The sequence below is a fragment of the Streptomyces sp. HUAS ZL42 genome, assembly GCF_040782645.1.
In the GTDB taxonomy this organism is placed as follows: domain Bacteria; phylum Actinomycetota; class Actinomycetes; order Streptomycetales; family Streptomycetaceae; genus Streptomyces.
This window is the reverse complement of sequence record NZ_CP160403.1, coordinates 8,025,767-8,048,174: the sequence shown is the minus strand read 5'-3', so window position 1 is coordinate 8,048,174 and position 22,408 is coordinate 8,025,767. Positions and strand designations below refer to the sequence as shown.

Here is a 22,408-nt window from a genome sequence, read left to right as displayed (position 1 = left end):
GTGCGGTGGCTGTTCGAACGCCGCCGCATCGCGCGGAACGTTACCGTATCGCGATCAGATGACCACTTCGACGCCCTCTCCGGGTGCTTTGCCTGACACCCGTTCGGATTCGAGTGCCTGCTGAAGGATGATCACAGCGGCTGCCTGGTCGATGACCGACCGGCCCTTCTTCGATTTCACGCCCGAGGCACGCAACCCCTGACTGGCCGTGACCGTGGTCATCCGCTCGTCCACCAGCCGTACCGGAACCGGCGCGATGCCCTTGGCCAGCTCCTGCGCGAAGGCGCGGACCTTGACGGCGGCCGGGCCCTCGCCCCCCTTGAGGGAGCGAGGGAGACCGACGACCACCTCGATCGGCTCGTACTCCTCGACCAGTTGCTTGAGGCGCCGGTGAGCTGCGGGAACGTCCCGTCCCGGGACCGTCTCCACCGGGGTGGCGAGGATCCCGTCGGGGTCGCACGAGGCGACCCCGACACGGGCGTCCCCGACGTCGACCGCGAGTCGACGTCCTCTGCGCATCACTTGGCCGTTTCCGCCACGAGCCGCTCGACGGCGTCGACGGCCTCGCCGATGGCGGCCGGGTTCTGGCCGCCGCCCTGGGCGACGTCCGGCTTGCCGCCACCGCCGCCTCCGAGGGTCTTGGCGGCCGTGCGGACCAGGTCGCCGGCCTTCAGACCGCGCTCGCGGGCGGCCTCGTTGGTGGCGATCACCGTCAGCGGCTTGCCGTTCGCCACCGTGAACAGGGCGACCACGGCGGACCGGCCGCCCTGGATGCGGCCGCGCACGTCGAGGACGAGCTTGCGCAGGTCGTCGGCGGTGGTGCCGTCCGGAACCTGACCGGTCACGACAGCAACGCCACGGACGTCCTTGGCGGACTCGACGAGACCGGCGGCGGCCTGCAGCACCTTCTCGGCGCGGAACTTCTCGATCTCCTTCTCGGCGTCCTTCAGCTTGCCGAGCATGGTGGAGACCTTCTCCGGGAGCTCCTCCGGCCGGCCCTTGAGCAACTCGGTGAGCTGGTTGACGACCGTGTGCTCACGGGCGAGGAAGGAGTAGGCGTCGACGCCGACGAGGGCCTCGATACGGCGGACACCCGAGCCGATCGACGACTCCCCGAGCAGCTTCACCAGGCCGAGCTGGGCGGTGTTGTGGACGTGCGTGCCGCCGCACAGCTCCTTGGAGAAGTCGCCGATGGTGACGACACGGACGCGCTCGCCGTACTTCTCGCCGAACTCGGCGATGGCGCCCTGCTTCTTGGCCTCGTCGATGCCCATGACGTCGGCGCGGACGTCGAGGTCGCGGGCGAGCACCTCGTTGATCTTCTGCTCGACGTCGGTCATCACGGCCGTCGGAACGGCGGACGGCGAACCGAAGTCGAAGCGGAAGCGGCCGGGCTGGTTCTCGGAACCGGCCTGGGCGGCCGTCGGGCCGAGGGCGTCGCGCAGGGCCTGGTGGGTGAGGTGGGTGGCCGAGTGGGCTCGGGCGATGGCCTTGCGGCGGCGGTTGTCGATGGCGGCGTGGGCCTTGGCTCCGACCGTCACCTCGCCGACCTGGACGACGCCCTTGTGGACGTAGACCCCCGGGACAGGCTTCTGGCAGTCGCGGATCTCGATGACGGCACCGGAGTCGGCCTTGATCCGGCCGGTGTCGCCGATCTGGCCGCCGCCCTCGGCGTAGAAGGGGGTGCGGTCGAGGACGATCTCGACCTCGTCGCCCTCGGTCGCGGCCGGGGACGAGACTCCGTCGACAAGGATGCCGACGATCGTGGACTCGCCCTCGGTGTCCGAGTAGCCGATGAAGTCCGTCTCGCCGACCTTGTCGGCGATCTCGCGGTAGGCACCCGCGCCGGCGTGACCGGTCTTCTTGGCCTGGGCGTCGGCCTTGGCACGCTCCCGCTGCTCCTTCATCAGGCGGCGGAAGCCGTCCTCGTCCACGGAAAGGCCCTGCTCGCCGGCCATTTCGAGGGTGAGGTCGATCGGGAAGCCCCAGGTGTCGTGGAGCAGGAAGGCCTTGTCGCCGGGCAGGACGGTGCCGCCGGCGGCCTTGGTCTCGGTGACGGCCGTGTCGAGGATGTTGGTGCCGGCCTTCAGGGTCTTGAGGAAGGCGTTCTCCTCGGCGAGGGCGACCTTCTCGATGCGCTCGCGGTCGGTGATGAGCTCGGGGTACTGCTGGCCCATCATGCCGATCACCGTGTCGACGAGGTCCTTGACGACCGGGCCGGTGGCACCCAGCAGACGCATGTTGCGGATGGCGCGGCGCATGATGCGACGCAGGACGTAGCCGCGGCCCTCGTTGCCGGGGGTGACGCCGTCGCCGATGAGCATGGTGGCCGTGCGCATGTGGTCGGTGACCACGCGCAGGGAGACGTCCGAGTCGTGGGCGTCGCCGTAGGCGACACCGGTCAGCTCGGTGGCCTTGTTGATGACGGCCATGGAGGTGTCGATCTCGTACATGTTCTGCACGCCCTGCAGAATCATGGCGAGACGCTCGAGGCCGAGACCGGTGTCGATGTTCTTGCTCGGGAGGTCGCCGAGGATCTCGAAGTTGTCCTTGCCGGTGCCCTCGCCCCGCTCGTACTGCATGAAGACGAGGTTCCAGATCTCCACGTACCGCTCGTCGTTGACGGCGGGGCCGCCCTCGACGCCGAACTCGGGGCCGCGGTCGTAGTTGATCTCGGAACAGGGGCCGCAGGGGCCGGGGACGCCCATGGACCAGAAGTTGTCCTTCATGCCCAGGCGCTGGATGCGCTCCTTGGGCACGCCGACGACCTCGTGCCAGATCTGCTCGGCCTCGTCGTCGTCCTGGTAGACGGTGATCCACAGCCGCTCGGGGTCGAGGCCGTAACCGCCCTTGTCCTGGGGGTTGGTGAGCAGCTCCCAGGCGAGCTTGACGGCGCCTTCCTTGAAGTAGTCGCCGAAGGAGAAGTTGCCGCACATCTGGAAGAAGGTGCCGTGCCGCGTGGTCTTGCCGACCTCTTCGATGTCGGGCGTGCGCACGCACTTCTGCACGCTGGTGGCGCGCGGGTAGGGCGGCTTGACCTCACCCAGGAAGTAGGGCTTGAAGGGCACCATGCCGGCCGGGACGAGGAGCAGAGTCGGGTCGTCCGCGATGAGCGACGCCGAAGGGACGACGGTGTGCCCGCGCTCCTCGAAGAAGCTCAGCCAGCGGCGGCGAATCTCGGCCGACTCCATCAGTGGTCCTCATTCCGGTTGTACGAGTGCTTCGTCTGCGAGTACGTCGGTGCGTCGACGTACTTCGGGCTGTTGCGGTTCTCGATGGCGGCGTACTGCCTGGGCGCGGGGAGTTCGGGGTCCGCGTGGAGCCCCAGCGCCTCCCCCAGCTCGGCCTCCCGCTGGGCCATGTTGTAGCGGACGTCGAGGGCGAAGCCCACCGCTCGGTCCTTGAGGCGCTGTCCCGTCTCGAGTGCCTTGTTCGCCGCGGTCGTGGCGAGGCTCTCGGGGGTCAGCTGCTTCAGCTTGCGGTTGACCTTGGTGGTGGCCCACACACCGGCGGCGACGCCCGTGGTGAACCAGAACGTACGGCGGAACATCGCTGGCTCTCAGTCCCTCTTTCCACGGGAAGCGCGCTTCGCCCGCCGCGCGGCCGGGACGGTCCGGCCCACGATCACGGTACGCCGGGGCGCCTTGGCCGGCTCGTCGTCCCTGCGGCCGAGGGCCCGGCGCACGCCGTAGCCGAAGGCCGCGACCTTGACCAGGGGGCCGCCGAAGGTGGAGGCGACGGTCGTCGAGAGCGCGGACGCGTTCGACGTGACCTCCTGGACGTCCGAGGCGATCGCGTCGACCCGGTCGATCTGGGTCTGGGCGGAGCGCACCGCCGCGGAGGCGTCGGCCAGCAGCGGGACGGCCTGGTCGGTCACGTCCGCCACGAGCTTGGTGGTCGCCCTGAGCGTCTGGGCCACCCTCACCAGCGCGACGGCGAGGAAGGAGACCAGGATCGCCCAGAAGACGGCCACCAGGATCCCGGCCACCTCGCCACCGGACACTGTGCGCACCCGCTCCCTGAAACGTGCCTCTGCATCGGTCTACATCGAAAAAGTCGTGCCCCGAGCCTATCGCGCCGGGGATGGGGCTCCGTACCGGATTACCGCCCCTGCCCGGTGGAGTTGCGCGACGCGATTGTACGGTCTGAATACTGTTCAGTACGCTCCGTATTCCATGTGAGATCCCCAGCCCGGCGACGGCACCGCGTACGGCAACCTCCCCGTGGAGCTCGACGCGTTCGTGGGGCGGTCCGCCGAACTCGCCGGGCTGGCGCGGGCACTCGGTGCCTCGCGCCTTGTGACGCCGACCGGCCCGGGCGGAGTCGGCAAGTCGCGGCTGGCGGCCCGTGCGGCGCCGGACGGCGGGTCGCGCGACAGTGCCTGGCGTGTGGAGCCGGCGCCGGTGCGCGACCCGGAGTCCGTCGACCATGCGGTCGTGGCGGCCCTGGGACTGACCGACCACACCCTGCGGCGACCGCGCGCGGCGCTGCTCGACCACCTCGCGGACCGTCGACTCCTGCTCGTCCTGGACGGGTTCGAGCACTTGGTGGACGTGTGTGCCTCGCCGGTGGCCGACCTCCTGCGCCGGGCGCCGGGGCTCCGGGTGCTCGCCGCTGGTCACAGCTGGGGAGGGCGACGCGGAGGAGGCCGCGCTGCTCCAGGGCGCGGAGGCCGCGTTGTGGCCGTCGGTGGGGCTGCCGCAGTTCGGCTCGGCGTACTGCAACGCGCCGCACGAGTTGTGCGAGACGACGGCCCGGGAGCGGCTGGGCGACAAGCGGTACGAGGAGTGCGTACGGCGGGCAGGAGGCTCGGGCGGGAGGCGGCCGTGGCCCGGGCGCTGCGGCGGGGCGGCGGGGCGGCACGCGGTCGCCGGACGCCTTGCCGGCGCCGCGCGCACCGGTCCGGCATGCGCGGGGTGCGGCGGACATGCACGAACCCGCCGCCTCGCCCACCCGGAAGGGCGGGGAGACGGCGGGCTGAGGTGGTACTACCGCCTGCCGATGATCAGCGGGCGTAGTACTCGACGACGAGCTGCTCGTCGCAGATGACCGGGACTTCCTTGCGGTTCGGCTCGCGGTCCAGGCGGAACGCCAGGGCCTTGAGGTTCACCTGCAGGTAGCGGGGGGTCTCACCGTCGGGGGCGAAGCCACCCTCGCGGGCGATCGCGAAGAGGGTCTTCTCGCGGCTGCGCTCGCGGACCATCACGACGTCGTCGGGACGGACGCGGAACGACGGCTTGTCGACCTTCTGGCCGTTGACCTCGATGTGGCCGTGAACGACCATCTGACGGGCCTGATAGATGGTGCGGGCGATGCCCGAACGCAGGACCAGGGCGTCGAGACGGCGCTCGAGCTCCACGATCAGGGCCTCACCGGTCTTGCCCTGCACCTTGGAGGCACGCTCGTAGGCGCGGACCAGCTGGCGCTCGGAGATGTCGTACTGCGCGCGCAGACGCTGCTTCTCCAGCAGACGGACCTTGTAGTCCGAGTTCTGCTTGCGACCACGGCCGTGCTCACCCGGCGGGTAGGGACGGGCCTCGAAGTACTTGACGGCCTTCGGGGTCAGCGCGATGCCGAGGGCACGCGACTTCTTGACCTTGGGGCGGGACTGGTTCGCCACTGTCCTTTTCTCTTTCCTTGTTTCGGCTTGTCAGGGTTGAGGGAGGTCGCATCCGCAGCCGGGGAAACCCGCCCTGTCCTCGTCCTGGCGGACTGTCGGACAGGATGGGCAGCCGCTCCCCTGGTCTGGGCACATACGTGCAGCACGCGAGTGGCCCACCGACCGTTTCCGGAGTTCCGGGTGGTGGTGGGCTGCCCGCGACACCGTTCGACGGTGCGCGACGCTCCTGGAGTCAGTCCGCGAGGGACTGGATCTCCGGCTGACTGTCCCGCTCTGACTGCGCAGGACTCAGCACCGCGTCGAAGTCTACAGGGCGCTCAGGACCGCCTGCGACCGAGGTGCTTCCTGGTCCACTCGACGGCGTCCGCGTATCGCGCCTCGGCGCCGTGCCGGGTCGGGGCGTAGTACTCGCGGTCCTTGAGGGCGTCCGGGGCGTACTGCTGGGCGGCGATGCCCTCGGGCACGTCGTGCGGATAGACGTACCCCTGTGCGTGGCCCAGTTTGGCGGCTCCCTTGTAGTGCCCGTCGCGCAGGTGCGGCGGGACGGGTCCGGCCAGTCCCTTGCGTACGTCGTCCATGGCGGCGCCGATCGCCGTGGTCGCGGAGTTGGACTTGGGGGCCAGGGCGAGGGCGATGGTGGCGTGGCTGAGGGTGAGGGCGGCCTCGGGGAAGCCGATCAGGGCGACGGCCTGGGCGGCGGCGACCGCGATCGGCAGGGCGCCCGGATCGGCGAGGCCGATGTCCTCGCTGGCGGAGATCATCAGGCGGCGGGCGATGAAGCGGGGGTCCTCGCCGGCCTCGATCATCCGGGCCAGGTAGTGCAGGGCGGCGTCGACGTCGGAGCCGCGGATTGACTTGATGAGCGCGCTGGCGACGTCGTAGTGCTGGTCGCCGTCGCGGTCGTACTTCACGGCGGCCCGGTCGACCGTCTGCTCCAGGGTCTGGAGGCTGATCTCGCTCTCACCCTGGTCCAGTGCGGCTCCGGCGGCGGCCTCCAGGGCCGTCAGGGCGCGCCGGGCGTCGCCGCCGGCGATCCGCAGCAGGTGCTCCTCGGTGTCCTCGGGGAGCGTGACCGCGTCCTTGAGGCCGCGCTCGTCGGTGAGGGCGCGCTTGATGAGGCCGCGCAGGTCGTCGTCGGTGAGGGGTTCGAGGGTGAGGAGAAGGGAGCGGGACAGCAACGGGGAGATCACCGAGAAGTACGGGTTCTCGGTGGTCGCCGCGATCAGGGTCACCCAGCGGTTCTCGACGGCCGGGAGGAGGGAGTCCTGCTGGGCCTTGCTGAAGCGGTGGATCTCGTCGAGGAAGAGGACGGTCTCCTTGCCGAAGCCGCCGGTGGCGCGGCGGGCGCCGTCGATGACCGCCCGGACCTCCTTCACGCCCGCGGTGATCGCCGACAGTTCGACGAAGCGCTTGTTGGTGGCCTTCGAGACGACGTACGCCAAGGTCGTCTTGCCGGTGCCGGGCGGGCCCCAGAGGATGACCGAGGACGGGCCGGCGGGGCCGCCCGCGCCCTCGCCGACCAGGCGGCGCAGGGGCGAGCCCGGCTTCAGCAGGTGCTGCTGGCCCACCACCTCGTCGAGGGTGCGCGGGCGCATCCGGACCGCCAGGGGGCTTCCTGCCGGATCCTTCTCCTGGCGTTCTTCTGCGGCTGCGGTGAACAGGTCGGGCTCCACGTCCAAAACCCTAAATCACCGCACTGACAACGCGGCAGGGCGTGGTCAGCTGGTCCAGAACTCCCACCAGCGGGTCAGGATCAGCATGCCGATGATGCCGATGTGCAGCGCGGGCACGACCCAGGTGAACTCGCCGAAGAAGCTCTTGAGCCGGCGCGGGGCAGGCAGGAAGTCGTTACGGATGTTGAACGACGTCACGTACCAGAACATGATGATCGTGGCGACCCAGGCCAGGGAGCACCACAGGCACAGGGCGTTGATCCGGTACAGGGACTGGAACTGCAGCCAGGTGCAGAAGCCCACTCCGAAGAGCGTGCCGAAGTTGAAGGTCAGCCAGTACCAGCGCGGGAAGCGGGCGCGGGCGAGCAGGCTGATGCCGACGCAGATGACGATGCCGTAGCAGACCAGGCCGAGCATCGGGTTGGGGAAGCCGAAGGCGGCGGCCTGCTTGGACTCCATCACGCTGCCGCAGGACACCACGGGGTTGAGGCTGCAGCCCGGTGTGAAGGTCGTGCCCGCGACCTTGGCCTCGAGCAGCTTGAACTTGTCGATCGTGATGACCCAGGCGGCGAGCAGTCCGGCGGCGCCGGTGATCACCAGCAGCAGGGCGAAGGCACGGCTCCCGCCCTCCGTACGCGGCGCGGCCGCTTCGGCGCGCTCCGGCTCGGGCTTGGTGGAGACGTCCTTGACTGTCGTCTTGCTCATCACGCCGATTCCGTCACTTGAGACTTGGACCATCTTCGGGCAGGGCCATTGTGCCGCACACGGCCGTGCGTCCACCGTTCGGTGGACATAAGGGGGTACGCACGGTCGTCCCGGAGCGTTCGGTTCCAGCCGAGGCTCGAGGCATGACAACACACGCGAACGATCTCGCGGTGGACGTACGGGGGCTGCGCAAGCAGTACGGGGACGTGACCGCGGTGGACGGCATCGACCTCGGCATCCGCCGGGGCGAGGTCTACGGTCTGCTCGGGCCCAACGGTGCGGGCAAGAGCACCACGGTGGAGATCCTGCAGGGCAACCGGAGCCGGGACGCGGGCGAGGTCCGTGTCCTCGGCGCCGACCCGGCGACCGGCACGCGCGCGTGGCGCTCGCGCGTCGGAATCGTCTGGCAGGACGAATCTGCGCCCGCGGAGTTGACGGTCGGCGAGTCGGTGCGCCACTTCGCCCGCTACTACCCGCGGCCGCGGGACCCGGAGGAGGTCATCGGCCTGGTGGGTCTGGAGGCCAAGGCCGGCAGCCGGATCAAGGCTCTCTCGGGCGGTCAACGCCGGCGTCTCGATGTGGCGCTCGGTGTGATCGGCGGCCCCGAACTGCTGCTCCTGGACGAGCCGACGACCGGCTTCGACCCGGCGGCCCGGCGCCAGTTCTGGGAGCTCATCCGCAGGCTCGCCGACGAGGGCACGACGATCCTGCTGACCACGCACTACCTGGAGGAGGCGGAGACGCTCGCGCACCGGCTGGCGATCGTCGCCAGGGGCCGGGTCGTGGCCGAGGGCGAGCCCGGCACCCTGCGGGAGCGGCACGGCACGGGGACCACCGTCGAGTGGGCGGAGGCCGACGGCAGCGTGCGTTCCATGCGCACGGACACGCCGACGAGGACGGTCGCCGAGCTCATGCACCGCTTCGACGGCGAGATCCCGGGACTTCGGGTGAGCCGCCCCACGCTCGAGGACGTCTACCTCGGGCTGACCGGACAGGAGGACGCACGATGACGACGACCGTCGCACGGGCCCGCACGGACAGCCCGACCGGGCGACTGCCGGGAGCCTGGGGGCTCGGGATGCAGCGCGGCGCCCTGGAGATCAAGCAGTTCTTCCGGCAGCGCGACCAGGTGGTGTTCACCTTCGCCTTCCCGGTGGTGTTCCTGTTCCTGTTCGCGTCGATCTTCCATGACGACGTGAGCGGCGCGGGCATCACCGCCTCGCAGCTGTACGTTCCGGCGATGACGGCCGCCGGAATCATGTCGACGAGCTTCCAGTCCCTCGGCATCTCGATCGCGATCGAACGCGACGAGAAGGTGCTGCGCCGACTTCGCGGCACGCCCATGCCTCCGTCCGCGTACTTCCTCGGCAAGATCTGGCTGGTTCTGGTCACCGGTCTCCTGGAGACCGCGATCCTTCTGCTCGTCGGCACCACCTTCTACGACGTCGATCTCCCTTCGAGCGCCGCCCGTTGGTTCGACCTGGCGTGGATCTTCGTCCTCGGACTCACGGCGTGCGCGCTGCTCGGCATCGCGATCAGCTCGGTCCCGAAATCGGGCAAGAGTGCCACCTCCGTGGTCGTCCTGCCCTTCCTCGTCCTGCAGTTCATCTCCGGGGTGTACATCGCCATCGACACCATCCCGGACTGGATGCTGAACATCGGTGCCCTGTTCCCGTTGAAGTGGATGTGCCAGGGGCTGCGCGGGGTGTTCCTGCCGGAGTCGGCACAGGTCCTGGAGCAAGCCGGCGGCTGGGAGTTCGGGCGGGTCGCCCTGGTGCTCGGGGCCTGGTGCGTCGGAGGATTGGTGCTGTGCCTGCTGACCTTCCGGTGGAAGAACCGGCGCGACGGATGAGCGGTCCGGCGGGGGCGGGCGGCGCGTACACCTGGGACCGCTCGTTCCGGCTCTGGGACACCTACTTCGCGCTGATCTGGCTGGCCACCCTGACGTTCGTGCTGGGCACGGGACACCCGGGGTGGCCGGTCCGCGTCACCGCGGCGGCGCTGCTGGTGCCGCTGATCCCCCTGTTCGTGTGGGTGGGACGTCCCCTCCTGAAGGAGGATCCGCCCGACGCGCGGAAGGCACTCGGCTACCTCACTGCGATGATGGCGCTGTTCCTGCCGTCGGCGATCCTGGTCGGCGAGACCCGTCTGATGACGTTCGCACTCGTCCCGCAGTGCTTCATGACGCTGCGGATGCGGTGGGCGCTGGCCGCCGTGGCCGTCATCAACCTCGGGCCCGTGGTGGGCTGGGCGCTGCTGTGGTGGCCCAGTGACCAGGACGTCTTCTTCAACGGGCTGTTCGCCGTGGTCACCCTGACCTTCTCGGTGGCCGTCGGCAGCTGGGTGATCCGGATCATCGAGCAGAGCCAGGAACGGGCCGCGCTGATAGCGGAGTTGGACGCCAGCCGCCACGAGGTCGCGCGGCTGTCGGCGGCACACGGCGCCCTGGCCGAGCGGGAGCGGATGGCCCGCGAGATCCATGACACCCTCGCGCAGGGCTTCACCAGCCTGCTGATGCTGACCCAGGCGGTGGAGGCCGAACTCGACCACGACGTCCCGCAGGCCCGCCGCCATCTCGCGCTGATGGACGAGACCGCCCGGCAGAATCTCGCCGAGGCGCGCGCCCTGGTCTCCGGCGGTACGCCCGCCGACCTCGAAGGGGCCTCCCTGCCCGACGCGCTGCGGCGCCTGGCCGCCCGGCACGATGCCACGCTGGACGTGACCGGCCCGGTGCGCCCACTGCCCGCCGGCCCCGAGGTGGTGGCGCTGCGCTCCTGCCAGGAGGCGCTGGCGAACGCCCGTAAGCACGCCGGGAGTTCGGTGGCGGTGGGCATCGCGCTGACGTACGCCGACAACACGCTCACCGTGTCCGTGCGGGACGACGGCTGCGGCTTCGAACCGGGCGCGCCCTGTGACGGCTACGGTCTTGCGGGGCTGCGTGCCAGGGCCACGGAGGTCGGCGGGACCGCGCAGATCAGCAGCAGGCCCGGCGACGGTACGACGGTGACCGTACGCCTGCCCGTATCGCCGTCATCGCCTTCGAGGAGCTCAGCGTGATCCGGATCGTCCTGGCCGACGACCATCCCGTCGTACGGGAGGGCCTGCGGGCGATGCTCAGTGCCGAGCCCGACCTGGAGGTGGTCGCGGACGCGTCGAGCGGCCCTCAGGCGGAGGCGCTGGCGGCGGAACTCCGGCCCGACATCGTGCTCATGGACCTGCGGATGCCGGGCGGCGGGGGCGTCGACTCGATCGTGCGGATGAGCGAGGCGGGTCTGCCGTGCCGGGTGATCGTCCTGACGACGTACGAGACGGACCGCGACATCCTGCGGGCCGTGGAGGCCGGGGCGGCGGGGTACCTGCTCAAGGACCTGCCGAGGGGTGAGCTGGCGGAGGCGGTACGGGCGGCGGCGCGGGGCGAGACGGTACTGGCGCCGTCGGTGGCCGCGCGGCTGGTGGACCAGCTGCGCGCGAAACCGGAGCGGCCGCGGCTGTCAGAGCGGGAGACTGCGGTGCTTCGGCTGGTGGCGGAGGGTTGCACGAACGCGGAGATCGGGCGGCGGCTGTACATCGGGGAGTCGACCGTGAAGACGCATCTGCTGCGGGCGTTCGGCAAGTTGGGGGTGGACGACCGCACGGCAGCGGTGACGAGTGCGATGCGGTACGGGTTGCTCGACTGAGGTTTCCTGCGCCCGTCCCCGCGGGGTGGGACGGGTAGGGGCGGCGGGGGCGAGAACCACCCGCCCGCCACCCCGGGACCCTCAGCCCAGCCTTGCCTCCAGCTCCGCCACGATCTCGTGCACGCCGATCGCGACCTGCTCTCCGGAGTCCATGTCCTTGAGCTGGACTACGCCCTCCGCGAGGTCCCGCTCCCCGGCGACGATCGCGTACCGGGCGCCGCTGCGGTTGGCGTTCTTCATGGCGCCCTTGAGACCCTTCGAGCCGTACATGAAGTCGGCGGCGATGCCGACCTTCCGCAGCTCGGTGACCTTCGTGAACAGCAACCGCCGGGCCTCCGCTCCGAGCGGCACCGCGAACACGCTGGTCACGGAGGGGAGTTCGAGCTCGACGCCCTCCGCCTCCAGCGCGAGAACCGTACGGTCGACACCGAGGGCCCACCCCACCGACGGCAGCGCGGGGCCACCGATCATCTCGGAGAGGCCGTCGTAGCGGCCGCCACCGCCGACCGCGGACTGGGAGCCCAGACCGTCGTGGACGAACTCGAAGGTCGTACGGGTGTAGTAGTCCAGGCCGCGGACCAGCTTCGGGTCGTCCTCGAAGGAGACACCGGCTCCCGTGATCAGCTCGCGGACCTCCTCGTGGTACGCCTTGCAGGCATCGCACAGGTAGTCGCGCAGCAGCGGGGCGCCCGTCAGCTGCTTCTGCACCGACTCCCGCTTGTCGTCCAGCACCCGCAGCGGGTTGATGTCGACGCGGCGGCGCGTGTCCTCGTCCAGGTCCAGTCCACGCAGGAAGTCCTGCAGGGCGGCCCGGTACACCGGCCGGCACTCCTTGTCGCCCAGGCTGTTCAGCAGGACACGGAAGTTGCTGAGCCCCAGCGACCGGTACGCGTGGTCGGCCAGGATGATCAGCTCGGCGTCCAGGGCCGGGTCCTCGGCGCCGATCGCCTCGGCGCCGACCTGGGAGAAGTGGCGGTAGCGCCCCGCTTGGGGCTGCTCGTACCGGTAGTAGGAACCCGAGTACCAGAGCTTGACAGGGAGGTTGCCGGCCTTGTGCAGGTTGGCCTCGAGTGCGGCGCGCAGCACGGAAGCCGTTCCCTCGGGGCGCAGCGCCAGCTTGTCGCCGCCCTTCGTCTCGAAGGCGTACATCTCCTTGGTGACGATGTCGGTGGACTCACCGACACCACGGGCGAACAACTCGACGTTCTCGAAGCCGGGTGTCTCGATGTAGCCGTAGCCGGAGTTGCGAAGGGGGGTGGCGATCGCCTCGCGTACCGCGAGGAACTTCGCGGAGCGCGGCGGAATCAGGTCGTACGTGCCCTTGGGTGCCTGAAAGGTACTCACGGAAAGTCTCTCGTCACATTCCTCGTCGGGGAGCGTCCACGCTCCCGAGGCCGGCGGCCACCTGCCGCAGATACGGGTTGGTGGCGCGCTCCTGGCCGATGGTCGTCTGGGGGCCGTGGCCGGACAGCACCACGGTCGAGTCGTCGAGCGGCAGGCACACGCGGGCCAGCGAGTCGAGCATCTCGGCCATGTCACCGCCGGGCAGGTCGGTGCGTCCTATGGAGCCGGCAAAGAGCAGATCACCCGAGAAGAAGACCGACGGGATGTCCGCGGTCTCGGGCATCTGGAAGGTCACCGACCCCCTGGTATGGCCCGGCGCGTGCGCGACGGAGAACTCGAGGCCCGCGAGGTCCAGCTTCGCGCCGTCGGTCAGCTCCTTGACGTCGTCCGGCTCCCCCACGGTCAGCTCGCCCATCAGCGGCATGCCGATGGACCGGCCGAGCGCCTTCTCGGGGTCCGCCATCATGTAGCGGTCCTCGGGGTGGATCCACGCCGGCACGTCGTGCGCGCCGCACACGGGGACGACCGAGGCCACGTGGTCGATGTGGCCGTGGGTGAGGACGACGGCGACGGGCTTGAGCCGATGCTTCTTCAGCGCTTCCTCGACTCCTGAGGCCGCCTGATGGCCCGGGTCGATGATCACGCACTCCTCACCGGCGGCGGGGGCGACGAGATAACAGTTCGTCCCCCAGGCCCCGGCGGGGAACCCGGCAATGAGCACGATCGTCCTTCGTTGTGTCGATACGGGCGGCTGCAGCTGTGGTCAGAAGCCTACCGGCGCTGCCGATTCCTCAGCGAACCCATATACGGTACGGGGCACACGCAGGTGGTCGGCTCACAAGACGCACGCGTCCCAGTCGACGTACGAGACGCATGAGGAGAGAACCCGGTGGTCACCCAGGAACAGCGGAAGCGGCAGCTCGCCCGGGAGAAGTTCTTGCGGCAGCAGCAGCGGCGCACGGCCGCGCGGCGCAAGGCGCGGGTGCGCAATTCGGTGATCGCGTCGGTGCTCGGGGTGATCCTGGTGGGCAGCCTGGCGCTGTACACGACCGGGGTCCTCAAGGACGACGGCGACGACAAGGCCGACGCGAGTGCCAGCGCGAGCGCGGAGCCCACCCCGAGCGCCGCGAAGGACCCGTGCGAGAAGGCCGCTTCCGGCAAGGTCAAGCCGCTGACCTGGAAGAAGGAGCCGGCGATCACCATCGACAAGTCGGCGAAGTACACGATGAAGCTCGCGACGACGTGCGGTGACATAGACATCGCCCTGAAGTCGTCGGCGGCCCCGCACACCGTGAACTCGTTCAACTTCCTGGCGGGCGAGGGCTACTTCGACCACACCAAGTGCCACCGGCTCACCACGAGCGGCATCTACGTGCTGCAGTGCGGCGACCCGACGGGCAGCGGCAGCGGCGGTCCCGGCTACACGATCCCGGACGAGAATCTGAAGGACAAGAGCCTCAAGGACAACGTCTACCCGGCGGGTACGGTCGCGATGGCGAACACCGGCCAGGCGCACACCGGCGGCAGCCAGTTCTTCCTCGTGTACCAGGACAGTCAGCTTCCGCCCAGCTACACACCGTTCGGTACCGTGTCCGAATCGGGCTTGAAGGTCCTGAAGAAGATCGCGGCCGCGGGCGACAGCACGGGCGCCGGTGACGGGGCGCCGAACGCGACAGTCGTGATCAACAAGGCGACGGTCACGAAATCCTGATGCTCAGCACGGCCAACTGCGCAATTTCGGTCGCGCGGGATGCGGACAGGCAACCCGCTGGTCGCCTATGTTGGCCGTGACGAAACTGTGGACGATGCCCGGGGGCGCCGAGGCCCCGGCGGGCATCATGTGGAGGAGGCGCTGTGAGCAGCGACCCGTGGGGCCGCGTCGACGAGACGGGGACCGTGTACGTGCGTACGGCCGACGGCGAGCAGGTCGTCGGTTCCTGGCAGGCCGGCTCCCCTGAGGAGGCGCTGGCCTACTTCGAGCGCAAGTACGAGGGCCTGGTTGTCGAGATCGGCCTCCTCGAGAAGCGAGTGCAGACCACCGACCTGTCGGCGAAGGACGCCCAGACCGCCATCGACCATCTGCGCGAGCAGGTCGACGCGCATCACGCCGTGGGTGACCTGGACGCGCTGCGGGCCCGGCTGGACAAGCTCGTGGCGACCGTCGAGGCGCGGCGGGAGGAGCGCAAGCAGCAGCGGGCGCGGCAGTCCGACGAGGCACGGCATGCCAAGGAGGCGCTGGTCACCGAGGCGGAGCAGCTGGCGCAGTCCGACCAGTGGCGGGCGGCCGGCGAGCGGCTGCGGGCCCTGGTGGACACCTGGAAGGGGCTGCCACGACTCGACCGCAAGTCGGACGACGAGCTGTGGCACCGCTTCTCGCACGCGCGGTCGGCGTTCTCCAAGCGCCGCAAGGCGCACTTCGCGCAGCTGGACGCGCAGCGCGAGGAGGCCCGCAGGACCAAGGAGCGGCTGGTCGCCGAGGCCGAGTCCCTGTCGGGGTCGACCGACTGGGGTCCGACGGCCGCGCGCTACCGCGAGCTGATGGCGGAGTGGAAGGCGGCGGGGCGCGCCCAGCGCGAGCACGAGGACGATCTGTGGAACCGTTTCCGCGGTGCCCAGGACGTGTTCTTCGCCGCCCGCAGCTCGGTGTTCGCCGAGCGGGACGCCGAGCAGGCCGAGAACCTGAAGCTGAAGGAGGAGCTGGCCGAGGAGGCCGAGAAGCTCCTGCCGGTCACCGACCTCAGGGCGGCCCGCGCCGGGTTCCGCTCGATCAACGAGCGCTGGGAGGCCATCGGCCATGTGCCGCGTGACGCCCGGCCGAAGGTCGAGGGCCGTATGCACGCCGTCGAGCGGGCCATCCAGGAGGCCGAGGAGGCCGAGTGGCGCCGGACGAACCCTGAGGCACGCGCGCGTGCCGAGGGTCTGACGGGCCAGCTCCAGGCCGCCGTGGACAAGCTGCAGGGCCAGATCGAGCAGGCGCGCGCCCAGGGCAACAACGCCCGGGCCGACAAGCTCGAGAAGGAGCTGGAGGGCCGCCAGGCGCTCCTGGACCAGGCGCTGAAGGGCCTGCAGGAGTTCGGCGGCTGACGGCAGTCGGCCACAGGCCACCGAAGAGGCCCCCGTACGTCGCGTACGGGGGCCTCTGACGTGCTTGGGGCGGCAGCTGCGGCCCTCGCGGCGGCTGCTACGGCCTGCGCGCCGACGTCACCCGGTACACGTCGTAGACGCCCTCCACGCCCCGTACGGCCTTCAGTACGTGGCCGAGGTGCTTCGGGTCGCCCATCTCGAAGGTGAAGCGGGACGTGGCGACGCGGTCCCGGGAGGTCTGGACGGCCGCGGACAGGATGTTGACGTGCTGGTCCGACAGGACCCGGGTGACGTCCGAGAGGAGGCGGGAGCGGTCCAGCGCCTCTACCTGGATGGCGACCAGGAAGACCGAGGACTGGGTGGGCGCCCACTCGACCTCGAGGATGCGCTCCGGCTCACGGGACAGTGACTCCACGTTGACGCAGTCGCTGCGGTGAACCGATACGCCACTACCGCGCGTGACGAAACCGATGATCGGGTCGCCGGGGACGGGCGTACAGCAGCGGGCCAGTTTGACCCAGACGTCGTCGACGCCCTTGACGACCACGCCGGGGTCCTGGCTGCTGCGCCGCTTGCGGCCGCGGGTGCGGGACGGCGGTACCGCCTCGTCGATCTCCTCGGTGGCGGCCTCCTCGCCACCGAGGGCCTGCACCAGCTTCTGCACGACGTTCTGCGCGGCCACATGGCCCTCGCCGATCGCCGCGTACAGCGAGGAGATGTCGGGGTAGCGCATCTCGTGCGCCAGCGTCACCAGCGAGTCGCCGGTCAGGATGCGCTGGATCGGCAGGTTCTGCTTGCGCATGGCGCGCGCGATCGCGTCCTTGCCGTGCTCGATCGCCTCGTCCCGGCGTTCCTTGGAGAACCAGGCGCGGATCTTGTTGCGGGCCCGCGGGGACTTCACGAAGCCGAGCCAGTCGCGGGAGGGACCCGCGCCGGGGGCCTTGGAGGTGAAGACCTCCACCAGGTCGCCGTTGTCCAGGTTCGATTCGAGCGGTACGAGCCTGCCGTTGACGCGGGCTCCTATCGTCCGGTGGCCGACCTCCGTGTGGACCGCGTACGCGAAGTCCACCGGTGTCGCCCCGGCCGGGAGCGCTATGACGTCGCCCTTCGGGGTGAAGACGAAGACCTCGTTGCGGGAGAGGTCGAAGCGCAGCGACTCGAGGAACTCGCTGGGGTCCTCGGTCTCCTTCTGCCAGTCCAGGAGCTGCCGCAGCCACGCCATGTCGTTGATGGCGTCCTTGTCCTTGCCGGACGTCCTGGGAGCGTCCGTACGGACCTTGGAGGCGCCCGCGACGGCCTCCTGCTTGTACTTCCAGTGCGCGGCGATGCCGTACTCGGCGCGGCGGTGCATGTCGAACGTGCGGATCTGGAGCTCGACCGGCTTGCCGTTGGGGCCGATGACCGTCGTGTGCAGCGACTGGTACATGTTGAACTTGGGCATCGCGATGTAGTCCTTGAACCGCCCTGGAACCGGGTTCCAGCGGGCGTGGACGGTGCCCAGGGCCGCATAGCAGTCCCTGACCGTGTCCACCAGGACGCGGATGCCCACCAGGTCGTAGATCTCCGCGAAGTCGCGGCCGCGGACGATCATCTTCTGGTAGACGCTGTAGTAGTGCTTCGGGCGGCCGGTGACGGTCGCCTTGATGCGGGCGGCACGCAGGTCGGCCTGGACCTCGTCGGTCACCACGGCGAGGTACTCGTCGCGCTTGGGGGCGCGCTCGGCGACGAGGCGGACGATCTCGTCGTACATCTTGGGATAGAGGATCGCGAAGGCGAGGTCCTCCAGCTCCCACTTGATGGTGTTCATGCCCAGGCGGTGGGCGAGCGGCGCGTAGATCTCGAGGGTCTCGCGCGCCTTCTTCTCCTGCTTCTCGCGCTTGAGGTAGCGCATGGTGCGCATGTTGTGCAGACGGTCGGCGAGCTTGATGACCAGGACGCGCGGATCCTTGGCCATCGCGACGACCATCTTGCGCACGGTCTCGGCCTGCGCGGCCTCACCGAACTTGACCTTGTCCAGCTTGGTGACGCCGTCGACGAGGAGCGCGACCACGTCGCCGAAGTCGCGGCGCAGGTCGTCCAGGCCGTATTCGGTGTCCTCGACCGTGTCGTGCAGCAGGCCCGCCATGAGGGTGGCCGGATCCATGCCCAGCTCGGCGAGGATCGTGGTCACCGCGAGGGGGTGCGTGATGTACGGGTCGCCGCTCTTGCGCTTCTGGCCGCGGTGCCAGCGCTCGGCGACCTGGTAGGCGTTCTCGATCTGGCGCAGCGTCGCCGTTTCGATCTTCGGGTCGTTGCTGCGGACTATCCGCAGCAACGGCTCCAGGACCGGGTTGTACGGGTTCGCGCGCTGGACGCCGAGACGGGCCAGACGGGCACGGACGCGGTTGGAGGAGCCGGAGCGGGCGGGCTGGCCCGCGGCCGGGCGGGCCGCGGACCCGGAGCGCTCGGGCGGGGCAGGCTGGGGCCGTGGCTGCTCGGCCGGCTTGTCGACAGGCGCGGACCGGGCGTGCTCGACCGGCCCGCGGGTGTCTTTCTTCGCATGCGGCGCGGGCGTGGCCGCGGGCGCCGAGGCGGACTCGGGCTTGGCGGCGGTCAGGTGCTGGGCCTCGTCTGGCAAGAGGACTCCTCGTGCGCGATCCGGGTCCCCCGGTCAGGCTCCGGAGGACCCATCGTAGCGATCCTGGGCTCCGGGATCGCCTTCAGGCCGATGTGAGGGCCGTCTACCCGAGAAACACAAGAGGCGGGCACCGGATTCCTCCGGGCCCGCCTCCGCGGTGTCCCACACGTGGCATGCGCCTTTCCAGCGCCTTGCGCGCGCCTTTCGCGCCGGTGCCCGGAAGCTCCCCGAGCGCTCGTACGCAGGTGGCTCAGATCGTGAGCAGTGCCTCCAGCGGCGCCCCGTCGAGCGCCGCCTCCAGCCGGGCGCGCCCGGCCAGGAAGCTGAGCTCCATCAGCACGGTCACGCCCGCGACCCGGGCACCCGCGCGGCGGATCAGCTCCAGTGACGCCTCTGCCGTACCCCCGGTGGCGAGCACATCGTCGACCACCAGCACGCGATCGTCCTCACGCAGGTCCTCCGCGTGCACCTCGATCTCGGCCGAGCCGTACTCCAGGTCGTACGCCTGGCTCAGGGTGGCTCCGGGGAGCTTGCCCGCCTTGCGTACGGGGATGAAGCCGATGCCCGCGCGGACGGCGACGGGGGCGCCCAGGATGAAGCCACGGGCCTCCAGGCCCACGACCTTGGTGGCGCCGGTGCGCTCGGCGGTCTGGGCGAACGCGTCGGTGAGGGCCGTGAACGCCGCCGGGTCCGCCAGAAGCGGGGTGATGTCCTTGAACATCACGCCCGGCTCCGGGTAGTCGGCCACGTCGCGGATGCGGCTGAGGAGAAGTTCCTTGATGCCGGTGGTCATCGGCGCTTCCCGGAGGGTCGGCCACGGCCCCGCCCACGGGACGCGGGCTGACTGCGCGGGCCGACGACCGCCGGAGCGGCGTCCTCGGGCTCGTCGCCGTACACGTCGACGCCGCGCGCCTGCGCGAGCTCCTCCTCGGCGGCGGCCTGGGCCCGCTTGGCCAGGACCCGCTTCCTGAGGGCCTTCATCTGCGGCTCGCGCTCCTTGAGGTCGGCGACGAGCGGCGTGGCGATGAAGATCGAGGAGTACGCACCGGCGGCCAGACCGACGAACAGCGACAGCGAGATGTCGTTGAGCGTGCCCGCTCCGAGGAAGCCACCGCCGATGAAGAGCAGGCCCGCCACCGGCAACAGCGCGACCACCGTGGTGTTGATGGAACGGACCAGGGTGCTGTTGATCGAGCGGTTGGCGATGTCGCTGTAGGTCCAGCGGGTCTGCTTGGTGATGTCCTTCGTCTGCTCCTTGAGGCTGTCGAAGACGACGACCGTGTCGTAGAGCGAGTAACCCAGGATGGTCAGCAGACCGATCACCGTGCCCGGCGTGACCTCGAAGCCGACGAGGGCGTAGATGCCGGTGGTGATGGTGATGTCGTGGATCAGGGCGACGAGCGCGGCGATGGCCATGCGCCACTCGAACGCGATCGCCAGGTAGATCACGACGAGGACCATGAAGATCGCCAGACCCTGCCAGGCCTTGTTGGCGATCTGGTCGCCCCAGCTGGGACCGACCAGGTCGGCGGCGATCGACTCCGGATCGACCTTGAAGTCCCCGGCGAGCGTGTCCTTGATCTTGTCGGACTGCTGGGTGTCCATGCCGGCGATCTGGATGCGCATCGTGCCGTCGCCGAGCTTCTGCACGACGGCCTCGTGGCCGGACGCCTCCTCGGCGAAGGTCTCCGCCTGCGAGACGGAGACGCTGGTCTTCGGAGTCGTGAAGACGGCACCGCCCTGGAAGTCGATGCCCATGTTCAGGCCGCGCACCGCCAGGCCGACGATGGCCGTGATGGTGATCAGGACGGAGATGCCGTACCAGAGCTTGCGGTGGCCGATGAAGTCGTAGCTGACCTCGCCACGGTGCAGTCGGGCGCCGAGGTTGCCGAGTTTCGACATCTCTCTCACGCCTCCTTCGTCTCGACGGGGGCGGAGGGACGGCGGGTGCGGCGCAGCGGCGGTTGCGCACCCAGGCTCTTCGGGTCGAGGCCCGACCACTTGTGGCCGCTCGCGAAGAACTTCCGGCGGGCGAGCAGCGTCATCAGCGGCTTGGTGAAGAAGAACACCACGACGACGTCGAGGACGGTGGTCAGGCCGAGCGTGAACGCGAAGCCCTGGACCTTGCCGACGGTCACGATGAACAGCACCGCCGCGGCGAGGAACGACACGAAGTCGGAGACCAGGATGGTGCGCCGGGCACGCGGCCAGGCCCGCTCGACGGCGGGACGCAGCGAGCGGCCCTCACGGATCTCGTCCCGGATGCGTTCGAAGTACACGATGAACGAGTCCGCGGTGATACCGATGGCGACGATGGCACCGCACACGGCCGGCAGGTTCAGCGCGAAGCCGATGGCCGGGCCGAGCAACGCCATGATCACGTAGGTGAGGACCGCGGAGACGAGCAGCGAGGCCATCGCGACGATCGACAGGCCGCGGTAGTACGCCACCAGGTAGATGACGACCAGCGCGAGGCCGATGGCACCGGCGAGCAGACCGGCGCGCAGCTGGTCGCCGCCGAGCGCGGCGGTCACGGTGGTGACGCTCTGCTCCTTGAAGGAGAGCGGGAGCGCACCGTACGACAGCATGTTGGCGAGGCTCTGGGCCTCCTCCTGCTTGAAGCTGCCGGAGATCTGGGCCTGGCCGCCGGTGATCGCTTGCTGCACGTACGGGCTGGAGACGACGTCGCCGTCGAGCACGATGGCGAACTCGTTCTGCGGCTGGGTGTTCTGTGCGAGCTGCCCCGTGACGGTGGCGAACTTCTTGGAGCCCTTGGACGTGAAGGTCATGTTGACCTGCCAGCCGGCGGCGGTCTGCGTGTCGAAGACGGCCTGGGCCTTCTTGACGTCGGTGCCGTCGACGGCGGCCGGGCCCAGCAGGTACTTGTACCAGACCTTGTCGATCTCACCGCAGGCGACGGTCGAGTCGCCGGGCTTGACGCCTTCGCCGGTCTTGGCGCGGACCGATTCCTTCGTGCAGTCCAGGGCCGCGTACTTCGCCTGCAGCGCGGCGTCCTCGGCGGTGGTGGCGCCGCCGCTCGCGGAGGCCGACGGGCTGGCGGAGGCCTTTGCGCCGTCGGTCGCGGACGCGGACGGCGAGGAGTCGGCCTTCAGCGCGTCGGTGACGGCGCGGCCCTGCGAGGTGGCGGTGGCCGACGGGGACGCCGAGGAGGTCGCCTTCTCACCGGTGCCGGAGGCGGTCGCGGAAGGGCTCGCCGGCGAGCTCGGCGAGGCGCTGGACGAGCCGCTCGCGGACGGGCTCGGCGAGGCGGTGGCGGCGGAACCGGTGGCCTCCTGGGCCAGGACCGGACGGAAGTACAGCTTGGCGGTGGTGCCGACCTGCTCCCGGGCCTCCTTGGAGTTGGTGCCCTTGGGGATGTTCACGATGATGTTGCGGTCGCCCTGGGTCTGCACCTCCGCCTCGGAGACGCCCAGGCCGTTGACACGGCGGTTCATGATCTCGACCGCGGTGTCCATGTTGGCCTTGTTGATCGCGGACCCTTGGTCGGCCTTCGCCTCCAGCGTGATGCTGGTACCGCCGGCAAGGTCGATGCCCAGACGCGGGGTGGTGTGTCCGGTGGCGAACATGCCTCCGGTGAGCCCCACGATGGCGATCAGGATCAGGGCCAGCGAGCGCCCTGGCTTGCTCTGGGCGCTCGCGCTCCGGCCCTTGTTAGGTGCTGCCACCT

The 22,408-nt window shown here is 69.9% G+C and carries 19 protein-coding genes and 1 pseudogene; 7 read left to right on the top strand and 13 right to left on the bottom strand.

Annotation, left to right across the window (positions count from 1 at the left end):
* Window positions 1–54: 54 nt before the first annotated feature.
* From ruvX to ABZO29_RS36690, 4 genes are read right to left on the bottom strand one after another with little or no spacing between them, the layout of a single operon-like run.
* The gene (gene ruvX, locus ABZO29_RS36705; RefSeq protein ID WP_367324503.1) at window positions 55–519 is read right to left on the bottom strand and encodes a Holliday junction resolvase RuvX; all 465 of its coding nucleotides are present in this window, start codon (window positions 517–519) and stop codon (window positions 55–57) included.
* Window positions 519–3,191, bottom strand: coding sequence for an alanine--tRNA ligase (alaS, locus tag ABZO29_RS36700; protein WP_367324502.1), 2,673 nt, complete (start codon window positions 3,189–3,191; stop codon window positions 519–521). Before alaS ends, ruvX begins: the two co-directional genes overlap by 1 nt.
* Complete coding sequence (locus ABZO29_RS36695) at window positions 3,191–3,550, bottom strand: hypothetical protein (RefSeq protein ID WP_367324501.1); 360 nt, start codon at window positions 3,548–3,550, stop codon at window positions 3,191–3,193. The genes alaS and ABZO29_RS36695 overlap by 1 nt, the downstream gene beginning before the upstream one ends.
* Window positions 3,551–3,559: 9 nt before the next feature.
* Window positions 3,560–4,012, bottom strand: coding sequence for a DUF948 domain-containing protein (locus ABZO29_RS36690; RefSeq protein WP_367324500.1), 453 nt, complete (start codon window positions 4,010–4,012; stop codon window positions 3,560–3,562).
* Window positions 4,013–4,223: 211 nt separating this feature from the next.
* Here ABZO29_RS36690 and ABZO29_RS36685 point away from each other — a divergent pair.
* A pseudogene (locus tag ABZO29_RS36685) lies at window positions 4,224–4,619 on the top strand (AAA family ATPase); the annotation flags it as partial.
* A 386-nt stretch (window positions 4,620–5,005) separates the two neighbouring features.
* Here the strand turns inward: ABZO29_RS36685 and rpsD are convergent.
* The 3 genes from rpsD to ABZO29_RS36670 form a co-directional block, all read right to left on the bottom strand.
* Window positions 5,006–5,620, bottom strand: coding sequence for a 30S ribosomal protein S4 (gene rpsD / locus ABZO29_RS36680; protein ID WP_367324499.1), 615 nt, complete (start codon window positions 5,618–5,620; stop codon window positions 5,006–5,008).
* A 317-nt stretch (window positions 5,621–5,937) separates the two neighbouring features.
* Entirely contained in the window at window positions 5,938–7,293 is a 1,356-nt protein-coding gene (locus ABZO29_RS36675) for a replication-associated recombination protein A (RefSeq protein WP_367324498.1), read from the bottom strand.
* Between the two features lie 45 nt (window positions 7,294–7,338).
* Complete coding sequence (locus ABZO29_RS36670) at window positions 7,339–7,998, bottom strand: vitamin K epoxide reductase family protein (protein ID WP_367324497.1); 660 nt, start codon at window positions 7,996–7,998, stop codon at window positions 7,339–7,341.
* 143 nt (window positions 7,999–8,141) lie between these two features.
* Here ABZO29_RS36670 and ABZO29_RS36665 point away from each other — a divergent pair, with 143 nt between their 5' ends.
* From ABZO29_RS36665 to ABZO29_RS36650, 4 genes are read left to right on the top strand one after another with little or no spacing between them, the layout of a single operon-like run.
* Window positions 8,142–9,008 carry an ABC transporter ATP-binding protein gene (locus ABZO29_RS36665; protein WP_367324496.1) on the top strand — a complete coding sequence of 289 codons (867 nt, stop codon included), beginning with the start codon at window positions 8,142–8,144 and terminating at the stop codon, window positions 9,006–9,008.
* Window positions 9,005–9,850, top strand: a complete 846-nt coding sequence (locus tag ABZO29_RS36660; protein ID WP_367324495.1) for an ABC transporter permease — start codon at window positions 9,005–9,007, stop codon at window positions 9,848–9,850. Before ABZO29_RS36665 ends, ABZO29_RS36660 begins: the two co-directional genes overlap by 4 nt.
* Window positions 9,847–11,055 (top strand): sensor histidine kinase, encoded by a 1,209-nt coding sequence (locus ABZO29_RS36655; RefSeq protein ID WP_367324494.1) that lies wholly within the window; start codon window positions 9,847–9,849, stop codon window positions 11,053–11,055. The genes ABZO29_RS36660 and ABZO29_RS36655 overlap by 4 nt, the downstream gene beginning before the upstream one ends.
* On the top strand, window positions 11,052–11,675 hold the full coding sequence (locus ABZO29_RS36650) for a response regulator (RefSeq protein WP_367324493.1): 624 nt from the start codon (window positions 11,052–11,054) through the stop codon (window positions 11,673–11,675). The genes ABZO29_RS36655 and ABZO29_RS36650 overlap by 4 nt, the downstream gene beginning before the upstream one ends.
* 81 nt (window positions 11,676–11,756) lie before the next feature.
* Here the strand turns inward: ABZO29_RS36650 and hisS are convergent, their stop codons facing one another.
* Together hisS and ABZO29_RS36640 are read right to left on the bottom strand one after the other, a co-directional pair.
* Window positions 11,757–13,019: a histidine--tRNA ligase gene (gene hisS, locus ABZO29_RS36645; RefSeq protein ID WP_367324492.1), complete on the bottom strand. Its 1,263-nt coding sequence runs from the start codon at window positions 13,017–13,019 to the stop codon at window positions 11,757–11,759.
* Window positions 13,020–13,032: 13 nt separating this feature from the next.
* A complete protein-coding gene (locus ABZO29_RS36640) occupies window positions 13,033–13,740 on the bottom strand; it encodes an MBL fold metallo-hydrolase (protein WP_367324491.1) in 708 nt (235 codons plus the stop codon).
* 168 nt (window positions 13,741–13,908) lie between these two features.
* On the opposite strand from ABZO29_RS36640, the gene ABZO29_RS36635 reads away from it, so the two are divergent.
* A complete protein-coding gene (locus ABZO29_RS36635) occupies window positions 13,909–14,730 on the top strand; it encodes a peptidylprolyl isomerase (protein WP_367324490.1) in 822 nt (273 codons plus the stop codon).
* Window positions 14,731–14,873: 143 nt separating this feature from the next.
* Window positions 14,874–16,103 (top strand): DUF349 domain-containing protein, encoded by a 1,230-nt coding sequence (locus tag ABZO29_RS36630; protein ID WP_367324489.1) that lies wholly within the window; start codon window positions 14,874–14,876, stop codon window positions 16,101–16,103.
* 97 nt (window positions 16,104–16,200) lie between these two features.
* Here ABZO29_RS36630 and ABZO29_RS36625 read toward each other — a convergent pair whose 3' ends face one another.
* The 4 genes from ABZO29_RS36625 to secD form a co-directional block, all read right to left on the bottom strand.
* On the bottom strand, window positions 16,201–18,720 hold the full coding sequence (locus ABZO29_RS36625; protein WP_367324488.1) for a bifunctional (p)ppGpp synthetase/guanosine-3',5'-bis(diphosphate) 3'-pyrophosphohydrolase: 2,520 nt from the start codon (window positions 18,718–18,720) through the stop codon (window positions 16,201–16,203).
* 250 nt (window positions 18,721–18,970) lie between these two features.
* Window positions 18,971–19,513 (bottom strand): adenine phosphoribosyltransferase, encoded by a 543-nt coding sequence (locus tag ABZO29_RS36620; RefSeq protein ID WP_367324487.1) that lies wholly within the window; start codon window positions 19,511–19,513, stop codon window positions 18,971–18,973.
* Window positions 19,510–20,622: a protein translocase subunit SecF gene (gene secF / locus ABZO29_RS36615; RefSeq protein WP_367326339.1), complete on the bottom strand. Its 1,113-nt coding sequence runs from the start codon at window positions 20,620–20,622 to the stop codon at window positions 19,510–19,512. Before secF ends, ABZO29_RS36620 begins: the two co-directional genes overlap by 4 nt.
* Window positions 20,623–20,627: 5 nt before the next feature.
* Window positions 20,628–22,406: a protein translocase subunit SecD gene (secD, locus tag ABZO29_RS36610; protein WP_367324486.1), complete on the bottom strand. Its 1,779-nt coding sequence runs from the start codon at window positions 22,404–22,406 to the stop codon at window positions 20,628–20,630.
* Between the last annotated feature and the right edge of the window lie 2 nt (window positions 22,407–22,408).